The 18,109-nt window shown below is 60.5% G+C and carries 16 protein-coding genes and 1 pseudogene; 13 read left to right on the top strand and 4 right to left on the bottom strand.

Annotated features, from left to right (window positions below):
• The first annotated feature begins 154 nt into the window (after positions 1-154).
• The 7 genes and pseudogenes from MAXJ12_RS30035 to MAXJ12_RS40265 all read left to right on the top strand — a co-directional run.
• Entirely contained in the window at positions 155-862 is a 708-nt protein-coding gene (locus MAXJ12_RS30035; RefSeq protein WP_008839930.1) for an RNA polymerase sigma factor, read from the top strand.
• Positions 863-1,063: 201 nt separating this feature from the next.
• Positions 1,064-1,825, top strand: a complete 762-nt coding sequence (locus tag MAXJ12_RS30030) for a Tll0287-like domain-containing protein (protein WP_008839929.1) — start codon at positions 1,064-1,066, stop codon at positions 1,823-1,825.
• Complete coding sequence (locus tag MAXJ12_RS30025) at positions 1,822-4,554, top strand: response regulator (RefSeq protein ID WP_008839928.1); 2,733 nt, start codon at positions 1,822-1,824, stop codon at positions 4,552-4,554. Before MAXJ12_RS30030 ends, MAXJ12_RS30025 begins: the two co-directional genes overlap by 4 nt.
• Before the next feature lie 53 nt (positions 4,555-4,607).
• Complete coding sequence (locus MAXJ12_RS30020) at positions 4,608-4,979, top strand: response regulator (protein ID WP_008839927.1); 372 nt, start codon at positions 4,608-4,610, stop codon at positions 4,977-4,979.
• 25 nt (positions 4,980-5,004) lie between these two features.
• Positions 5,005-6,555, top strand: a complete 1,551-nt coding sequence (locus MAXJ12_RS30015; protein ID WP_008839926.1) for an adenylate/guanylate cyclase domain-containing protein — start codon at positions 5,005-5,007, stop codon at positions 6,553-6,555.
• 1,122 nt (positions 6,556-7,677) lie between these two features.
• The gene (locus tag MAXJ12_RS36045; RefSeq protein WP_008839924.1) at positions 7,678-8,031 is read left to right on the top strand and encodes a nucleotidyltransferase family protein; all 354 of its coding nucleotides are present in this window, start codon (positions 7,678-7,680) and stop codon (positions 8,029-8,031) included.
• Positions 8,028-8,447: pseudogene (locus tag MAXJ12_RS40265) on the top strand (ribonuclease toxin HepT-like protein); the annotation flags it as partial. The gene MAXJ12_RS36045 and the pseudogene MAXJ12_RS40265, both read left to right, overlap by 4 nt.
• A gap of 46 nt (positions 8,448-8,493) precedes the next feature.
• Here the strand turns inward: MAXJ12_RS40265 and tagH are convergent.
• Entirely contained in the window at positions 8,494-9,534 is a 1,041-nt protein-coding gene (gene tagH / locus MAXJ12_RS30000; protein WP_040588886.1) for a type VI secretion system-associated FHA domain protein TagH, read from the bottom strand.
• Positions 9,535-9,839: 305 nt separating this feature from the next.
• Here tagH and MAXJ12_RS29995 point away from each other — a divergent pair, with 305 nt between their 5' ends.
• Positions 9,840-10,361 (top strand): OmpA family protein, encoded by a 522-nt coding sequence (locus MAXJ12_RS29995; RefSeq protein WP_008839922.1) that lies wholly within the window; start codon positions 9,840-9,842, stop codon positions 10,359-10,361.
• A 47-nt stretch (positions 10,362-10,408) separates the two neighbouring features.
• On the opposite strand, the gene MAXJ12_RS29990 is transcribed toward MAXJ12_RS29995, so the two are convergent.
• Together MAXJ12_RS29990 and MAXJ12_RS29985 are read right to left on the bottom strand one after the other, a co-directional pair.
• On the bottom strand, positions 10,409-12,724 hold the full coding sequence (locus MAXJ12_RS29990; protein WP_008839921.1) for a peptidoglycan DD-metalloendopeptidase family protein: 2,316 nt from the start codon (positions 12,722-12,724) through the stop codon (positions 10,409-10,411).
• Positions 12,721-13,101: a DUF1036 domain-containing protein gene (locus MAXJ12_RS29985; RefSeq protein WP_244421652.1), complete on the bottom strand. Its 381-nt coding sequence runs from the start codon at positions 13,099-13,101 to the stop codon at positions 12,721-12,723. The genes MAXJ12_RS29990 and MAXJ12_RS29985 overlap by 4 nt, the downstream gene beginning before the upstream one ends.
• A 291-nt stretch (positions 13,102-13,392) precedes the next feature.
• Here MAXJ12_RS29985 and MAXJ12_RS29980 point away from each other — a divergent pair, with 291 nt between their 5' ends.
• From MAXJ12_RS29980 to MAXJ12_RS37250, 5 genes are read left to right on the top strand one after another with little or no spacing between them, the layout of a single operon-like run.
• Positions 13,393-13,821 (top strand): hypothetical protein, encoded by a 429-nt coding sequence (locus tag MAXJ12_RS29980; protein WP_008839919.1) that lies wholly within the window; start codon positions 13,393-13,395, stop codon positions 13,819-13,821.
• Between the two features lie 11 nt (positions 13,822-13,832).
• Positions 13,833-14,531, top strand: a complete 699-nt coding sequence (locus tag MAXJ12_RS29975; RefSeq protein ID WP_008839918.1) for a MotA/TolQ/ExbB proton channel family protein — start codon at positions 13,833-13,835, stop codon at positions 14,529-14,531.
• A 17-nt stretch (positions 14,532-14,548) separates the two neighbouring features.
• A complete protein-coding gene (locus tag MAXJ12_RS34740) occupies positions 14,549-14,977 on the top strand; it encodes a biopolymer transporter ExbD (RefSeq protein ID WP_008839917.1) in 429 nt (142 codons plus the stop codon).
• Positions 14,974-15,393 carry an ExbD/TolR family protein gene (locus MAXJ12_RS29965; protein ID WP_008839916.1) on the top strand — a complete coding sequence of 140 codons (420 nt, stop codon included), beginning with the start codon at positions 14,974-14,976 and terminating at the stop codon, positions 15,391-15,393. Before MAXJ12_RS34740 ends, MAXJ12_RS29965 begins: the two co-directional genes overlap by 4 nt.
• Positions 15,390-16,889 carry a hypothetical protein gene (locus MAXJ12_RS37250; protein WP_139044119.1) on the top strand — a complete coding sequence of 500 codons (1,500 nt, stop codon included), beginning with the start codon at positions 15,390-15,392 and terminating at the stop codon, positions 16,887-16,889. Before MAXJ12_RS29965 ends, MAXJ12_RS37250 begins: the two co-directional genes overlap by 4 nt.
• An 81-nt stretch (positions 16,890-16,970) precedes the next feature.
• Here the strand turns inward: MAXJ12_RS37250 and MAXJ12_RS29955 are convergent, their stop codons facing one another.
• The gene (locus tag MAXJ12_RS29955; RefSeq protein WP_139044118.1) at positions 16,971-18,023 is read right to left on the bottom strand and encodes a hypothetical protein; all 1,053 of its coding nucleotides are present in this window, start codon (positions 18,021-18,023) and stop codon (positions 16,971-16,973) included.
• Positions 18,024-18,109: the final 86 nt, after the last annotated feature.

Here is an 18,109-nt window from a genome sequence, read left to right as displayed (position 1 = left end):
GCGCCGGCACCCCGCCTGCAGCCGAAGCGGCCGCGGAAGCGGCAGGCTTGACGCCTTTGCCTAAGGCCGCGCTAGATAAGGTTCCATCGGTCGAGGAGATCGTCGCCAAGGGTGTCGTGCGGCGCGAGTGACAAGGCAAATGGGAGATCTCGACATGAGATTGGCGATCGCGCGGCAAAAGTCCCACCTCGAAGGGCTGAGCGACGAGGAGCTTGTCGAAGTCGCCCGGCAGGGCGGCGAAAACGCCGTCCGCCTGCTCGTCAAGCGCAACAACCGGCGTCTGTTCCGGGTCGCCCGCGCCGTGGTGCGCGACGACGCCGAGGCCGAAGACATCGTGCAGGAGACTTATGTCAGCGCTTTCACCAAGCTCGCTTCATTCCGGGGCCATTCCCGGTTCTCGACCTGGCTCACCCGCATCGCCCTCAACGAGGCGCTCGGACGGGCGCGAAAGCGACGGCCTTCCGCTGAACTGGCGGAACTGGATGTTTCCGACGGCGTCAATGGAGGCTCGGTGATCATGTTTCCGACTTCGCTGAAGCCGCCGGGCGCGGACGCCGAGCTTGCTCGCAAGCAGGTCCGCAACGTCCTCGAAACGGCCGTCGACGAGCTGCCCGATCCTTTCAGGCTGGTCTTCATCCTTCGCGACATCGAGGAAATGAGCACGGAAGACACTGCGAGCCAGCTGTCGTTGAAACCGGAAACGGTGAAGACGCGGCTCCACCGGGCGCGCCGCCTTATGCGACTGGCGGTCGAAAAGCAGTTTTCGGCGACATTTTCCGAACTCTTCCCTTTCGACGGCGCGCGCTGCGAAAGGATGGCCGATCGGGTGGTCGGGAGGCTTCGTAACCGGGACAGGCCTTAGCGACCCCGATCACCGAGGGCCGGCGCAGCCAGGGGTGGTCAAGGAGCTTTCGGCAAAAACGGGTTTGCGGGCCAGGGCCGCTTCGGAACGGGGGCGGATGCGTCGTTTCTTCCCTCTTGGCTTGCGCAAGGCGTTTGTCACTACGCTATCGGCCTGCGTCGTGCTATACTTTTTCTTTGGTTTCCTTCGATGGGAACGGAGATGATCGCCCTGTCAACCTTGACGCGGAGAAGCATTGGCGTTGCTCTTGTCGGTTGCGCGTTCCTCGCGCCGGCTGCCATGGGAGCGGGAGTCACTGACGATGTCGCGATGGGAAACCGCCTTGCGGAATTGCTTCGCGCGGGACGAAGCGTCGTCTCCAACTATCAGTCACTCATCAACGATCCGGCGCTTGGCGACAAGCACCTCGACAGCGAGCGATTCGCGAGGGAGGTCGTCGCCGCTTACTCGAAAAACACCGGCCACGCCCCATTTTCCGGCGAATTGACACGTCGCGACCGGCGTCTGCTTGACGCCCAGATTGGCGCTATGCGCGAGGTGATGGACGAGCAGCAGGACGACATCAATCGCCCTGGAATAGGGTTCAAGGGGTTCGTGCCGGCCGTCTTCGCGCGCCTGATGAATGAGAAATTTGCCGCCAAGGTTGGCAACGAAGCTCTGGTGCGCGTGACTGCGCCCGAGCAACTCGTGCGCAACCGCAAATCGCTTCCGGACGCTTGGGAAGCCGGCGTTATCACAAGCGTCTTTTCAGATCCCAAGAGAGCAAAGGGAGAGGCCTATACGGAGGTAACCGAGGTGGACGGGCGCACTGCATTTCGAATGCTGCTGCCCGAATACTACACGGAATCATGCCTTTCCTGCCACGGCGAGCCGAAGGGCGAGATCGATGTGACCGGATATCCAAAGGAGGGCGGAAAAGCCGGTGATCTGGGGGGCGCCATCAGCATCGTCTTGTTCAAATGAGCGTCCTGGAACAGACTCCCCGCGAGGTGGAAGCCAAACCGGCGCCGTCGAGATCCCTGGGACGTCGCCTCGCCAGTCTGCCGATCGCGGCCCGCGTAGCTGCACTGACAGCGGCAGGCCTCATTAGCCTCATCGTATCTTCCATCCTCCTCACGCAGGCGCTTTATCGCAGTGCCGACCGCACCGCAGACACCAAGGCATTGTTCGATCTCGCGGCGACTGCGGCTGCGGCGCACGTGACCTTCGGCGAATTGCGATACTGGCTCACCGATTTGTCAGTCAGCTTGCTCATGAACTCTCAGCGGAATGCCGAGCAGGCCCGTGAGCGACTGCTGGAGCAACTGGACGGCCTTTCGAAATCATCCCCCGATGCAGTGAGGGAAATCCGCATCGAGATCGATGACTACGTCAAAAGGGCACTGGAAGCGGCGGACAGCTATACTCAGGATAACCGCATCATTGGAAACGCTCTCCTGGCCGACGCGCGAACCCACAGCACAAACGTCGATGCCGCCCTTAACAAACTTGTCGAGCAAGTGAGCGCCGAGGCTGAAGCTGCTCGCAACGAGGCCGTAAGGCTAGCCCAGAAAACGGCGACTACCGCTGCCATTCTGGTGGTCATCGTGCTGTTGATTGGGTCGATTCTTACAATCCTCGTTCTTCGTTCGATCATTGGCCCGTTACGGCGGCTGAACCGGGTCATCGGCGAACTGACGCAAGGACGCTACGATGTTGAAATACCGGTGGAAGGAGGCGACGAACTCGGCGCAATGTCGCGGACGCTTCGACTTTTTCGGGCGGGCGCGATTGAAAAGAAACGACTGGAAGACGAGGCGGAGCGGCAAAGACGGACGATTGCAGCGGCGCTTGAGGCAATTTCTGACGGATTTGTTCTATTCGATCCGCAGGACAGGGTCATCCTGGCCAACAGTAAATTTTGCGAATTCTTCCCTGACCATGCGCGAGCTTCTCTTCCTGGGCAAAGCTTCCAAGATATCTTGGAGCAACACCTGGCGGGCAGGCAAGTCGACCTTGCGGGCGCGTCGCCGGAGGAGTGGATTGCCCAGCGGCTACACATCCGCGATGACCGGGCGGGCTTCGTCGGTGAGGATCGCTTCGGCGACAGATGGGTTCGCGTAAGCAGGCGAAAAACGCCAGACGGCGGCGCCGTCGCGGTTTACACCGACATCACGGAATTGAAACAGAGACAAGACGAACTCGAGAGGGCCAAGAGCCGTGCTGAATCGACGAATGAAGCCAAGAGCCGCTTTGTCGCGTCGGTCAGCCACGAACTGCGTACGCCGCTCAACGCCATTATTGGCTACAGCGAGATGCTGATCGAAGATGCGAGCGACCAGCACATGGTGGAATTCGTTCCGGAACTGGAAAAGATCGCCGCGGCCGGTCGCCATCTCCTGGCGCTCATCAACGACATCCTCGATTTGTCGAAGATCGAGGCCAACAAGATGGAAATTTTCTTGGAAACGTTCGAGGTCGCCGATCTGATGCGCGACGTCGAGGCCACAGTCGCGCCTTTGATGGCGAAAAACCGAAACCGTTTGGTACTGGACCTCGAGGACGACCTCGGAAAAATGCATTCGGACCAGACAAAGTTACGTCAGAACCTTTTCAACCTGCTCAGCAACGCCGCCAAGTTCACCCAACAGGGTCGTGTAACACTCACGGTGCGTCGCGACCGGCGACCAAAGGGCGATTGGTTGATGTTCAAAGTGTCCGACACCGGGATCGGGATGACGCCGGAGCAGCAGGAACGGCTCTTCGACGCTTTTACGCAGGCGGACGCATCCACCACTCGCACCTATGGCGGAACGGGGCTTGGCCTCAGCATAACCCGGAGTTTTAGCCGAATGATCGGAGGCGTTGTGAAGGTCGAAAGCGAACTCAAAAAAGGCTCGACCTTCACTATGGAGATTCCCGCCGAGTTCAAAAAGGAATCTGGCGAGCAACACCCCGCCGAAGCCGAACCATTGCCGCCACGAGACAAGGCGGTTCTCATCATAGATGATGAACCAGCCGCTCGAACCGTCATCGCCAAGGCCTTGGCGGAGGCGGGACTGGCGTCGTTCGAAGCAGCAAGCGGCGAGGAAGGAATAGCCGCTGCGCGCGCGCATCGCCCCGCGGCGATCATTCTCGACATCATCATGCCGCATCAGGACGGCTGGTCAGTGCTGCGATCTCTGAAGAACGATAGGGAGCTTTGCGAGATTCCTGTGATCCTTGCGACAATACTTGCAGATCGCGAACTCGGCCTCTCACTCGGGGCGGTTGAATACCTGACGAAGCCGATCGACACCGAGAAGCTGATTCAAACACTTGAGGCTTGCGGCGGTGGCAACCGCGATGTGCTTGTAATTGATGACGACCAAGCCTCCCGCGATTTCCTTCGTCGTATCCTGATCAAGAAGGATTGGCGGGTTCACGAGGCAAGTGACGGCGTGCGCGGCCTCGGCCTGATGAAACGGCTGTTGCCGCGCCTGGTCGTGCTTGATCTGCTGATGCCCGAAATGGACGGATTTCAGACATTGAGTGAGATGCAGCAGACGCCCGAACTGCAGAACATTCCGGTCGTCGTGGTTACCTCGAAAGATCTGTCGGTGAACGAGCTCGAATGGCTGCGCGATAGGGCGGTTGCCGTCGTGACCAAGGGCGCGAACAGCAGGTCTCAATTGGTCAAGGCGCTCGAACGCCAGATTTCCGCGGCCGAGTAGTTGGCCCGGGCATCTCAGTTCGTTGATCTGCCCATCGTTAGAAGAGGCTGAAGATGACGAGAATCCTTCTGGTAGAAGACAACGAAATGAATCGCGACATGCTCTCGCGGCGGTTGTCACGGCGTGGGTTCGAAGTGCTTATTGCGGAAAACGGACAATCTGGCGTGGAACTCACCATTTCGGAAAGGCCAGATTTGATCCTGATGGATATGAGCCTGCCTGTGATGGACGGTTGGGAGGCGACACGCCGGATCAAGGCGGATCCAGCCACCTCCCGGATTCCTGTCATCGCTCTTTCGGCGCACGCTATGACCAGCGACCGCGAAATGGCGCTTGCGGCCGGCTGCGATGACTACGATAGCAAGCCGGTGGACCTGTCGAGGCTTGTCATGAAAATCGAACAGTTGCTTGCTGCAAACCGTTGAGCCGCCGAGCCGGCCGATTGGACATATGACTGCCGAGAACGAGTTTCAACGCAACGCGATAGCCGCCCATCTGGCGCAGCGGCTTGCCGGACCAGCACGGGCAATCTTGGGATTTCAGGAATTGCTGATGGAGCAGGTGCAGAACCATGGTTTGGTGCACGTCACACCTGATCTGGAGAAGGTCGGCGCCGCTGCCCGGCAATTGAACAGCCTCATCGACAGCCTAATCCAAGGCAAAGCCGACTATCCAGGGCGTGCAGGGCGCGAGATCGAGGCAAAACTGCGCCACGATTTGCGAACGCCACTCAACGCGATTGTCGGCTACTCCGAAATGATCCTCGAAGAAGCCGAAGAATTGCACGAACAGGCACTGGAGGAAGATGTCAATGTGATGCTCGCGGCGGCGGCCGAGCTGTTGGCGCATGTCGATGCAATAGCTGGCCTCTCGCGTGCCAGCGACACCGAGGGGCCGGCCGAGATTGATGCGGCAGGCCTCGAAAGGGCGCTAGGCAAAACGGAGCGAGATCCATTCTCGGGCGGCAACGGCAGGATACTTGTCGTCGACGACATTGGCAGCAACCGCGATCTCCTCTCGCGCCGCTTGCTGCACGACGGTCATCAGGTATTCACTGCCGAATCTGGCTTGTCCGCGCTGACCTGCCTTGCGGAAGACGAATTCGACCTTGTGCTGCTGGACCTATTGATGCCGGACATGAACGGCATTGAGGTGCTCTCACGATTGAAAGCCGAGCGCCGGTGGCGGCATATCCCGGTCATCATGATTTCGGGGCTGAATGAAGTGGACGCCGTAGTCCGCTGCATCGAGGCGGGTGCCGACGACTACTTGCTCAAGCCTTTCAATCCAGTCCTGCTGCGCGCCCGGATCCACTCCAGTCTGGAGAGGAAGCGCTGGCGCGACCGCGAGCACCAGTATCTTCAGCGGATCGAGGCGGAAAAGCGGCGGGCCGACTCGCTTCTTCATGCTGTCCTGCCTGGTCAGATCGTTGCGCGGCTGCAAGGGGGCGAGGAGATCATTGCGGACCGGTTCGAGGAAGTGACCATTCTTTTTGCCGATATTGTCGGTTTCTCGCCTATCGCGGCAAGATTGCCGGCACCGGACCTTATCGAGCGCCTCGACCAGATGTTCAGCATGTTCGACGCCCTCGCGGAAAAGCATTCCGTGGAAAAGATCAAGACAATCGGTGACGCGTATATGGCCGCTTGCGGTCTTCCGGAGCCGGCAGTCGACCACGCGGATCGGATCTTGGCTTTGGGGAAATCCATGCTCGACTCGCTGAGGACCTTAGCATCAGGCCGCGATAGTTTTCATGTCCGCATCGGCGTGCACACCGGACCGGTGATCGCCGGTCTGATCGGCCGACATCGGTTCGTCTACGATGTCTGGGGAGAGACGGTGAACATCGCAAGCCGGCTCGAGTCCCAGGGCCTAGCCGACCGCATGCAAATCTCAGAGGCAACCAGACGCGCGCTGCACACCTCTTGGGAGCTCGAGCCGCGTTGTATTGTGGAACTGAGAGGTGTCGGGAAGATGGAAACCTATCTCGTTCGACCCTGATACCCGGATTGCTTCGGGGAACCCCACAAAGCGACATTGTGCCTGCAGCACCACCTAAACGATTCGTCTACGGCCCGGGCAGAGAGTAGAACCTCAGGCCAGGGTGGCACGCCAGGGGAGGGCCCGCCGTATCGTACGCAGCGTTGAGATTGCGTACTGCCACTTTGGAGCGACTGAGAAGGCGGCCTTCGTCGCCTCGGGCGCCCTTCAGCACGAGATTTGGCAGGACTATCATTTGCCGTTAGCTTGGCTTACGCGAGGCTTGGCATCCTCATTTCGACATGCCAGTCTATCGCAAAGCTTGCGAGCTACTGGACGTTTCGCCGTTGCCCGCGAGCGTCACGACAAGCGCTGCGGCATGCGGGGCGACAACGGGAAGAACAATTCAGCGGCGTTTCGCGAGACGTTCTGACGCACATACCAGACGGGGCGCTGGGCCGAGCTTCTCGGTTCGATCCGGCTGCCAGCATCGGTGTAGCCGTATCGCCTCCCACCGATCTTCGCATTCGAGGCGGTGGTGCTTCGTCGATGAAGGGCTGCTGATGGAGCGGAAGTTCGACCCACATCGCCGAGAGGCTTTGCGGAGCAGAACTCCCACTCATGCTCGATGAGAGAAATGCAGTGTTGTGGACTAAATTGAGTCAGGTATCGGGTTGAGGATTTTTTTCGGACTCCGCCAAAGCGCAGTCCCTTTGGCTTGGACGGCGACTGAGCCGCGTATTTCCAAACCTCCGGACGGGATCGCGACGAGCGAAACCGCTGCAGCAAGCTGCAGGTCGGTCGAGGCGATGGCGAATTGGATGGGAGTCATGCTGAAGCTCCAGGTTGCAGGCATACAGGGTCGACAAGCGACCGAATGGCCACCGAAGAAGTCAAAGCTGTATGTGCACGGTCCTGAACATGGGGTCGGGTTCATACCCGGTATGCGTGCAGGAGTCGATCGGAACACTGCTTCGGATGCGCCCAAGCGGCGACCCGTTGCAGACTGGCCACAGTAGTACGATATCACCAGCCATGGAAAAGCTGCCGCAGGAAGCTTACCTCTGGCGACCGCATCAGTGAATATTATGGGACAAGCTAGCGCTCAGCGCTCGCAACTGCGCTGGAGGGCGAGCAGTTCAGATGTCTGGTGCCGACGTATCGTCGACGAAGATCACGACCCTAGCCGAGCGAAAGGCGGCCGAAGCGGCGCGCCGCAAGCGCTCTGCCGACGAAGTCGTTCGAGAGCTTCGCGGATACGCGCGGAAGCATAGCGGGCGATTCGTGGTTTTTGGTTCGTATGTAACCGACACCATGCGCTTTGACAGCGACCTGGATGTGCTGGTCGATTTCCCAATAGACCGAACCGGGGATGCCTGGCGGTTTGTGGAGGATGTCTGCGCACGGCATGCGGTTCCTTTGGATATTCACGATGCCCGCACCACGAAGCCTGCCTTCGTCGAGCGGGTAAGCACCAAAGGGCTTGTCTTGTCATGACGGACGCGCGCTGGATCGAAGTCGAGGACAATCTCGAATCGGCGTGCAACCACTTCGCCGACGCGGCGCAGCTATACGACGAGGGTGGCTTTGATGCGGACGACCTCGCTGGGTATCGGGCCAGAATGGCACTTCTGCATGCGATACAGTCTGGCCACAATTCCCTTGAAGGCGCTTTGAAGCGCATCCTAGAGATTCTAGGAGAGGAAGCGCCGACGGGCGATCAATCCCATGCGGATCTCGTAAAACGTGTTTCCAGAGCGGTGGATACGCCCGGCCATGTCCGGCCCGCGGTGCTTACGCCGGAGGTCGCGCGCGACGTAGACGAGGCGCGGCGCTTCAGGCACCGCGCAACTCATGACTATGACAACTTCGATGCGACTCGCGCGATGCCTTCGGTCGATGCCGCGCGACGCCTGGCGGAGAATACCTGCTTCGCCTTCGACGATTCTCCAGGCGCACCTAGCCCTTGCTGGTGGCTTCGTCATAGGCATCAGCGAAATGTGCCAGAAAGGGGTCCAGCATGCCGTTCTCGCCTGCATTTTGCTCCTCCCATCGCTCGACGAAAAGGTCCCAGGCCCGCGCCTTTTTCGGGACGAAGGGCGATCCCTTCACCGCCAACTCTATGGTTTCCGGGGCAAGTTGGTCGAGCAGCTTCGCCAGCGCCTTCTGCATAGCCGCGTATGTCGCCTGTTCGTGCGTCTGGAGATCCTTGAATGCTTCTTCAAGGCTGCGCCGCGCGTTGAGATAACCAACACGCTTGCGCGTGAACATTGACTCGATCGCGTCGGCGCTCGCTGGCACGTGTTTCAGGGGGTTGTTGTCGCTCGGGCCGATGACAGTCCGGCTCGAACTTTTGATTATCGCCTTGGCGGAAGCGCGCGACCTCAGCATTTGGCTAAGATTCTCGACCGTCAGTTTCACAAATTCGCCGAGCTCGTGGGCAAGTTCTGTCTGGTCACGGGACGCCAACAGACTGGAAGGAAGCCCTGCGCCCGCGCAAAACGCTTCCAGAAACGATCCAGGCTGGAGGGCAGGTTGGGTCCCGTTCACCGGCATCGACCGCTGGGACACTTCATTCACCCCTCGCGCCTTGGCGGCACTGCTCGCGCCAACCGCACCGAGCCGGTCGAAGGCTGCTCCTGTAGGCGCTTGCGCAGTGGACGGTATCTGGAGACCTCCGTCGTCGTCGGCGATCATGACGTCGATGACATACGGCCCGACTTGCAATCGTTCGCCATTGGTCAGCCGGTGCACGCCCCGTATCCGCTCTGTTGATCCGTTCACGAAAACTCCGTTGGTTGAACGGTCATACAGCCAGTAGGCCCCGCTTTCGAATCGGACTTCGAAGTGCCGGCTTGAGATTTGACGTGACGGGTCCTGCAGGGTCCAGTCGAGAGTCGTATCTCGTCCGACCTGGAAGGATCGGTTCGCCGTCCGAAAAAACGTCGCCGCCCCGCTCGGCACAAGGTCGTTATTGACGATCGTCAGAGTGATTATCATCGCGCTTTCTCCGAAACGCATCTCTTGCTGCTCCTGGCGGAGCATGCCGAGGGGTCGCTCATTCCTCGCTGGACTGGTCTGCGTCAGCGTCCCAATCCTCCATCTCAGCAGCATGGAGCCAAGCCGAGCTGCGGGCAAGTGTGCCGGAAACGGCGTATGCATCGTCAAGTTTTGAGGGCACGAAGCTTGCCGAACACCCCAATGGTTTTGCAGGCGGCCCTAAACTGGTTGACAGTAGGCCGGGACGAATTTACTTTTACATATGACTTTTCTTGTACGCACTGAGCTCTAACTGGAGATACCCCATGCGGGCTACTTCGGCATTGGCGCTGGTCGCAGCACTATTTTCAGCGGACGCTTCCGCTCAACCTGTGCAGTCTTCCGAAGAGATAGTGAAGTTTTTCGCAACTGCAGTTGATCTAGGCGCGTCCCGCGGCATCTGCGTTGGCACCGAGGATGAGTGCGCGAGCAAGGCGGAAACGCCGGTTCGCACCGGCCTGGACATGTTGATCAATTTTGATCTCGACTCTGCGGATCTGACGCCCGAGGCGCGCGAGAAGCTCGGGGAATTTGCCACGGCGCTCAAGGACAATCGGCTAAAGTCCCATAGTTTCATCGTTGAAGGCTATACGGATGCGTCGGGGCCGGAACATTATAATGTCGGGCTCTCGCAGCGGCGCGCGCAGGCGGTCAGCGCCTTCCTCTTGTCCAACGGCATCGAGCCGTCTCGCATGAGTGCAACCGGTAAGGGCGAAGATAATCCGCGCGTCAGCGATCCCTATGACCCCGTCAACAGACGGGTCGAGATGCGCATCAACCTGCAATAGCAGATCAACTGCACTCCCGGGCATTGCTCCGCGGTATCGGATTGGCGCTACAGAGCTCGCTGCTCCGGCTGCACAAGTTGGGCGATCGCAGCTTTATACTTTTCGAACTCCGGCGACGCCGGCTGCGTGACTTGCGTGGTTACAGTGACCGGCTGCGCAGCGGGTCTTCGGCCACGGCCGGTCATCTTTCTCTCGGCCCAACTCAGCACATAGCCCACATCCTTGCCGGTCAGGAATGGGTTGGCGCGGATCACGCCCGCTCCGAGAGCATCGATCAGCGCCATGTTGCTCGGAGCCGCCAACACCTTGTGCGCGCCCTCCATGCCGAGAAAATGGCAGAGATAAAGACGCCCTGCAGTTATCGTGTGGCCGCGCGCACGCAGATAGGCTTCACCTTCACGCGCGAGATTGCTCACCATTTCCCGTGAGATGGTCACATCGAAGCGCAGGGCCAGCTGCTCGGCGCGCGACAGCGAGCGCGCCAGATCCGGCCGGTAGGTGTTCATCATCCTGATCCAGGTGGAGTCGATGAACTGACCAAGCCCGGTGGCCGAGGATAGAGGGTTCTTGGCTCGGGCGTTGCCTCCACTTTCGACTTGAATGATGCGGTCGGTGAGGATTTCGACGGCCGACCCGTCCGATACCGAAACCGATGCGAGGGTAGGGGATGCCAAGGGATCGATCGCCTCGCCGCCCAGGTAAAGCTCGAAATGCAGATGCGGGCCGGTCGACAGGCCGGTGGTTCCGACATAGCCGATCACATCGCCAGCCGTCACCACAGCGCCGCTTTCCCTCTCGAAACGCTGCAAATGTGCGTATCTGGTCTCGCGTCCGCCTTCGTGAGCGACCCGCACAAGATTGCCATAGCCGCCACCATCCCCCTGGAACACGATCTCGCCGTCATAAGCTGCAACGATTGGCGTACCGACTGGGGCTGCCCAGTCGACGCCCTTGTGGATACGCACGGTTTTCAGGATCGGGTGCTTGCGAGGACCAAAGGTGGACGTCATGACGCCGTTCACCGGCGTGGCCATGCCATTTGTGAGGGTCAGGGAATGGACCCGTTCGTCGCCCGATACGCAGGCGTGCTCTCCATCGCTCTGCTCATAGACGAAACATTCGAGCGGCTTTTCGCCGCCGAGCACGCCGACGTAGAGAACGCGGCCTCCCGCACCACCTTCGCCACGCGCTCCACTGCCATAGATCAGCACCAGACGGTCGCTATGCGTCGCAAAACTGTTCAGATCCTGGCCGCGCGACAGATACATGATCGCCTCGCCGATCACGGCGGTGGGGACATTGTTGCGCGCCGCGGTCGAGTATATGGCATCCAGAAGGCGGTACTGACGCTTCAAGCCGACGTCCTTCGGCTCGCCTGAATAGTTGAACAAATCGTCGCGTACCCAGGGATCAACGCTGGAGACGAACGCTCCGGCCGCATTGCGCGCGAGCGTTCCCAAGAAGACGTCGCCGGTATAGATCGAGACCTGCATCAGCGAGAACACCTTGACGTCGCGCTTCGCACGAGATCCACGCAGCGCCACGACATCGCCAGGCTGAACCCCGTCGCGGGCGAACACTGACTTGAGGGCTTCTCCGGCCAGCTTCGCGTCCTCGGCAGAAAACCCCTCTTCGAGAACGATGCTGTCGATGCTGCGGCTCACCAGCACCTTTATGAAAAAATCTCTGGTTGCCTCGATCCGCTCCGGTTCAGGGGTGACGGTCGCCACGGTCGTATTGTTCTCGATTTCGGTTTTCTGGAAGTGAGGCAGCTCAGCTTCGCCAGCACTGATCGTCTCGTCCCACCCCGCCGCCTCCGAGCCGGAACCATCTGCCTCGGAGGCGGCGGGGGCGATCAAACCTTCAAGCTCCGCCGGGGCCGTCGAGGGCATTGGTGAGACAGTCCGCTGGGCCTGGAAAAACGCAAAGTCCTCCTGCGTTGAGGGGATGGTCGTCATGAAGCGCTCGCTGGAACTCAGCATGGCGTCCGAGAGCAAGTGAATCTCGGGCGAGACTCCGAACCGGTCCAGCGCTGCTGGCCGGGCGAGGGTACTTATCCGGCTCGCGCTGGCACTCTCCTTCGACAGACTGATCCACATCGGATCGCCGGGAAGATCCACAATGGCCGGAATGTAAACAGGCGCTTCGGCTGGTATCTCGCCGGCGTCCTCTGCAAATCTGAGATCCTCGTCATAGTCCTCGCCAAGGCGCCAATGGTCAGCTGTGTAATAAAAGGCGGCTGCTATGGCGAGCGTGACCAATATGGCAAGCGCGGCGAATGCCTTGCGCAGCCGGGCACGTGCCCGCTTTGCTGCGAGGGCCTGCTTCTTGAGGCGGAAACTCGCGTCTATGCTGTGCGTCATGGACCGCGCCCGGAGAGGAACAAAGTCCATCGGGCCTGCTCACGCGTGTCGACCTCGTAAAACGCGGCGGCGATGTGTCCGCGCTGCCAGCACTCGCCGATGCCGCGGATGGTGAATCGCCGCCGCTCGACACACATATCGGTCGAGCCGCTGAGGATCGGATGCCCGAACACATCCGTTGCGTAGACATAGATGTACCGGTTGCCAAGTTCCTCGCGAATGACGTTCACGCATTGGTTGGCGCCGACCGTCCACCACCCTTCGGTTCGAAACGCGTCTTCAACCTGCTGTCCTACGGCCAGGTTGACGACGTCCAGCGTCTGATTGCAGACCGTGAATTCGGCTTTTGCCGCCGTTGGCGCGAAGATGGCGAGCACCAGAGCGATAGCTCCGGCGGTCGAGCCTTGGTAGCCCACCCAGACAGGCAACCATCGCGACGGTTCCATCATTGCGAAGCCCTTGCCGCGGACACAATCGTGCCCGCAATAGACGAACGTATTATCAATGAGCCTCGCCAATAAGCAAAGCCTTGATGAAGTAGAACAATCATCGCAAACTGCTCGACGGTGGTTCTGGCGTGCGTCAACATTCTTGCCATGCTTGCGAGAACCGTCGAGCGGGCCAGAGCTTGCGTTGCTGCAAGCGCGGCCTTGCGAGGAGATGCACACATGGCCTTTCGCAGCTTGTTATGCGGCATGATGGCAGCGTCGAACCTTTGCACGACGCCGGCTGGTGCGGTGGCTCAGGAAAAAGCGCTTTCGATCGAGCTCAATGAAGCCGTTGATCTGAAGGGCGGGTGCAGGCTTTCTTTCGTTGCCCACAATGTCACTGGCGTGCTGCTCGACAAGGCGTCCTTCGACGTCTTTACCTTTGATGGGCAAGGTAAGGTCGCAGAGGCGCTGGTATTCGAGTTCGGCCGACTTCCAGCAGGCAAGACCAAGGTCGTTCAATTCGACCTCGCTGACCAGGCCTGCAATGCGATCTCGCGGCTCCTGATCAACGATCTCACCGAATGTGTGGCTGAGGGCAAAAGTGCTACGATCTGTATTGACGCGTTGAAAACGACGACGCGCACTCCGATCGACTTTGGGCTGTAACGGGGGCCGCCATGATTGACGTTCTGATCAGTCAGTTGGGTTCTGCCGGCGGCCCGGTCCTTATCGCACTGTTCGCCGCCTCGATCCTGGCAACAGCTGTCGCCATCTTCAAGATCGTCCAGTTCGCCCGCATCGGCGTCGGCCGCTCGCGCGCGGCGCGAAGCGCCGTTTTGATATGGTCGTCAGGAGATCGAGCCCGCGCACTGAACGAGGCCAAGAAGGAGACGTCGCCCACCTCGGCAACCGTCGCAAGTGCGATGCAGTCCCTGCTGCTCCATTCCGGGGACAGGCAACGGGCGCAGGAAATCGCCGGACACACCGCGCTTGACCAGATCACAGCAATGTCCCGCTATCTTCGCATCCTGGAATCGGTGGTGCAGGCCGCGCCCATGATGGGGCTGCTCGGCACGGTCATCGGGATGATCTCGGCCTTCGGTGAATTGTCGAGGAGCGCAGGTGCGGTCGATCCCTCGGCGCTGGCGACCGGCATCTGGGCTGCATTGCTGACGACTGCGGCCGGCCTGGGCATAGCAATTCCGTTCTACTTTGTCTGGGTGTGGCTCGAAGCGCGCGTGGAGAACGAACGCGCCACCATGGAAACGGCCATCGGTTCAGTACTGTTCGGCGAGACTGGGCCGATAGGCGGCCTCGGTGGCACGGTGGGTAGCCGGAACGATCTCAGCGCCGCAACGCAGCCTGACGCGGCCTGATCGCCGGGGATCCGACTTTGGGCCAAGCCCTGAACCATAGGCAAGCCGGAAAGATCCGCCCGACATTCGTGCTGACTCCACTGATCGACGTCATGTTCTTGCTGCTGATGTTTTTCATGCTGTCGTCCCAGATCGCGCCATACTCCCTGCTTCCAGTTGGCAATGTCGCCGGCCTCTCTGACGAAAAGTCCTCCACTGGCGCAGGCAATGCCTTTGTTGTTGCGATCCGCGTCTCCCAAGGCTTCGTGACCATCGGTGGCCAACGGATTGCTGCCGAGGACGTGACTTCAGAAGCCGCACGGCTCGTCTCGCAAGGGGTTCGAAGTTTCCTGGTAATCTCCACTGGGCGGGCGACGGTTCAGGATATAGTTGCCACGCTCGAGGCTCTCAAAGTGGCCGAGGCCGACAATGTGGCGCTGGTGAACGCGAGCGGGAGCGTCCGGTGAGCTATATTCCTTCCCGCCCGAAGCGGCAGCGGCCCGACTTCTCGCTGGCTGTCATCAATATCGTATTTCTTCTCCTGCTGTTTTATCTGGCGACCGGACGCCTGATAACCCACGGCGAACTGATGACAGACGTCCCTCTGACGCAGCATTTGCCGCTGGAGCATCTCCCCCGGCCTTTGCTGCTTGTGACCGCGGACGGGTCGCTGTTTCTCGATGGCGCCCCCGTGTCGCTGGACGTTTTGCCCGGTGCAGCAAGGAAAGCTGCGGAGAATACCGAGTTCCTCAATATTCTCGCCGAACGCACGGTACAGGCGGACGATTTCGTTGACCTACTTGCGCGCATCAGCACCGCCAATGTTCCCGTCCGCATCGTGACGCTGAAGGCGCAGGGTCAAAGCGCGGGGAAAGTCCCGTGAGGAACGGATCGGAAATGCCTCTCTGGGGCATCGCCATTTGCGCCTCGCTGGGGATCCATGCCGCCCTTGCCGGATCCCTGATGGCGATCCCACAAACCGACAGCAAGCCGGCAGCAGAGACTTTTGTTACGGTTCAGTCGACGCCTCGCTCATTGGCGAAAAAAGCATCTGTCACGCCAAAAGCCGGGCAGACAGCACCCCCGCAAAGGGCGGCGCCCATAGGGCAGAAGACGCCGCTCAAAGCTGTCCGTGCGACGCCCGAGCCGGTCAAGGATACTGGTCGGACGCGCAAACAACTCACGGCAGTTGCGGTCAGCGCCGTCGCGCAGCAAGCGCCCGCCACTGCTGGCCGCGTGCCGCCCGACGCACAAAGCCACGCCAAGCGGGCGCCGACCCAAGCACAACGATTGGCCGCGGTGGCAGCAACCGAGGCGGCCAGGCCAGCACAGCCGGATTTTCGCGCCGCACCTGCAGCCACACGCCGCGTTGCAACTAAAACCGTCCAGCCGCCCCAGCCAGCGCGTGCCGCATCGGCAGGTGCGCCAGCTCCCGCTTCTGAGCGTCTGCCGCTGCCAGTCGCCCGGCAGCGGCAGCACATCGTCGCCCAGCCCTCCGCGCCAAGCGTGTCTGTTTTGCGGCCGCACAGCACCGCGAAAGCGGTCCGGCCGCAGCCGCCAACTCCTGTTGTGCGCTCGAAGCCGCAGGCAATTGCGTCAACCAAGGGCGTGCAACGCCACCCGGTAGCAACGGCGCCCCGGGCACTCACCAAATCCGACCCTCGCATCGAGTTCGACGCGCTCACGCCTCCCGATCCTGAGCAGACCGTTGCGCTGCTCCGGCCTGGTTCTCCAGAGCCCCTTGCCCCCGCGGAAACGCTGAATCAGAGCTATGCCAAGCTGCTGGATATTCTGTCTGCCGAGCCCCGCCAGTGCTTGCTGGCTCTCGCTTCAGCTCGTGGCAATGTGATCGAAGTGAAGGGATATGCCGCCACTGTCGAGCGGATCGGTGAACTTGGTCGCCGCATCAATCAATTGATCGAGACGCCCGCCACGATCCATGGCCATCTTGTCACGGATGCGCAATGCGCAGCGCTCACCTTTGCCAGTGATCTCCCTGCTTATCCTGAGCAGCCGCTCGCCGTGCAAACAGCCACGCCAGAAGTCAGGAGCGGCGAGGTGCTGACAGGCCGTATCCATAATTTCCGCCGCAGCCGGCTCTACCTGATCATCATCGATGACGACGGCAAGGTTCAGGAACTGGAGGATCTCAGGCCCGAGGCCGGAAATACAGTATCCTTCCGGGCTCCACTCACCCTGACCGACGGACCGGTAGGCACCGTCCAGTTGCTTGTTGCGATCGCCAGTGATCATGCGTTGCTCACGTTTTCAGCCCATGAGGGCACGCAGGCAGAGCCGTATTTCGAGCAGTTGCGCAACGAAATACTGAAGCAAGGCAACCCTGTAGATTTCGGGGTCGCATCCTTCATCGTTCGCTGACCTCCAGCAATGAGGCCGGCCGAGTTGGCTGTGAGAACGCGTGGGCTAAACGGTTGGCAGCGGCCGTGAAAGGTACGGTTTTTAGCCGCCGAGCCGGAAATATTTGGCGGTGGCTCCGCTTACAAGCCTCTTGGCCTGGATTTCGGAAAGAATGCCTGGAAGCACTTCGGCGGCCGGTCTCGGCTTGGAGATTTCAGCAGCCTCGATGCCGTCCGGAGAGATGACCGCGACGATAACCTGCGGAACCGCCTGGCCCGCAGCGGCATCTGCCGCGCTCAGACCGATAGGAATGCTGAACGAGGCCTTGTCAGGCGTCCGGATCAGGCGGCTGTCAAGGTTGAACACCATGCCCCTGTGGTCGATCAACAACAGGTTCGAACTGCGGCCCGCCGGCATTTCCAGTGCCCCGCTGACCGGAGAACCGCTCGGCACCGACGTCCGGTCGAGCGTGAGTTGAGGCGCTTCGACAGCGCCGCTGAGACCACGCATGAAATCTGTAATGACGCATTGCGCCGGTTCGATCAGCCGCACACTTATCTCAGGTTCGAAGCCGAATTTCGACTGAAAGTCGGTCATCATTTCCATGAAGGGGTCGACAGCGGTTCCGAATCCCTCGATTTCGATCGCCGTGTCGGCCGCTGACGTCGCGATGGCATAAAAGCAGTCGCCGCCGGGATAGTTGCGAAGCCATGAAATCCGGTCCGCGACGCCATCGATCGCTTCGGCTGCGGGAGGCTGCCTGGCCGGATCCAGGACTGCGACCTCCTCCTCTTCAGGGATAGCGGCTTCCGGCTCAGCAGGCTGCTGGGTTCTGTCTTTTGCCGCTTGCAGTTCCTCTTGCGAAGCACTGGTGTCGGGGGACGGTTCGCCAGATGCTTCCTGTGCGCTGACGGCAGCTTGGGCAGGTTCGGGTTGCTGCAGCAGCTCCGCCTCATCGGACGCTTGGGGGGCAGGCTCTTCAGCTGCTTCTTGTGCGCTGACGGGAGCTTGGGCAGGTTCGGCTTCCTGCAGCTCGGGCTCATCGCGCGCTTGGGCTGCGGGTTCTTCTGCTGAAACAGGATCAGCAAGGTCAGGGCGCGGCGTCGGCTCGAACAGGCCGCTGAAATAACCACCGGCCCCGGCAATCAGCGCCATGGAGACCAGTCCTGCAACAACCAGGACAGGGGTGAAATTAGAATGCGCGCGATTGCCGGATGCAACATTGGCCGCGACTGGCCGCG

This window comes from Mesorhizobium alhagi CCNWXJ12-2 (assembly GCF_000236565.1).
GTDB lineage: Bacteria > Pseudomonadota > Alphaproteobacteria > Rhizobiales > Rhizobiaceae > Allomesorhizobium > Allomesorhizobium alhagi.
Note: the sequence above shows the minus strand (reverse complement) of the source record. Positions and strands in the feature narration are given on the sequence as shown.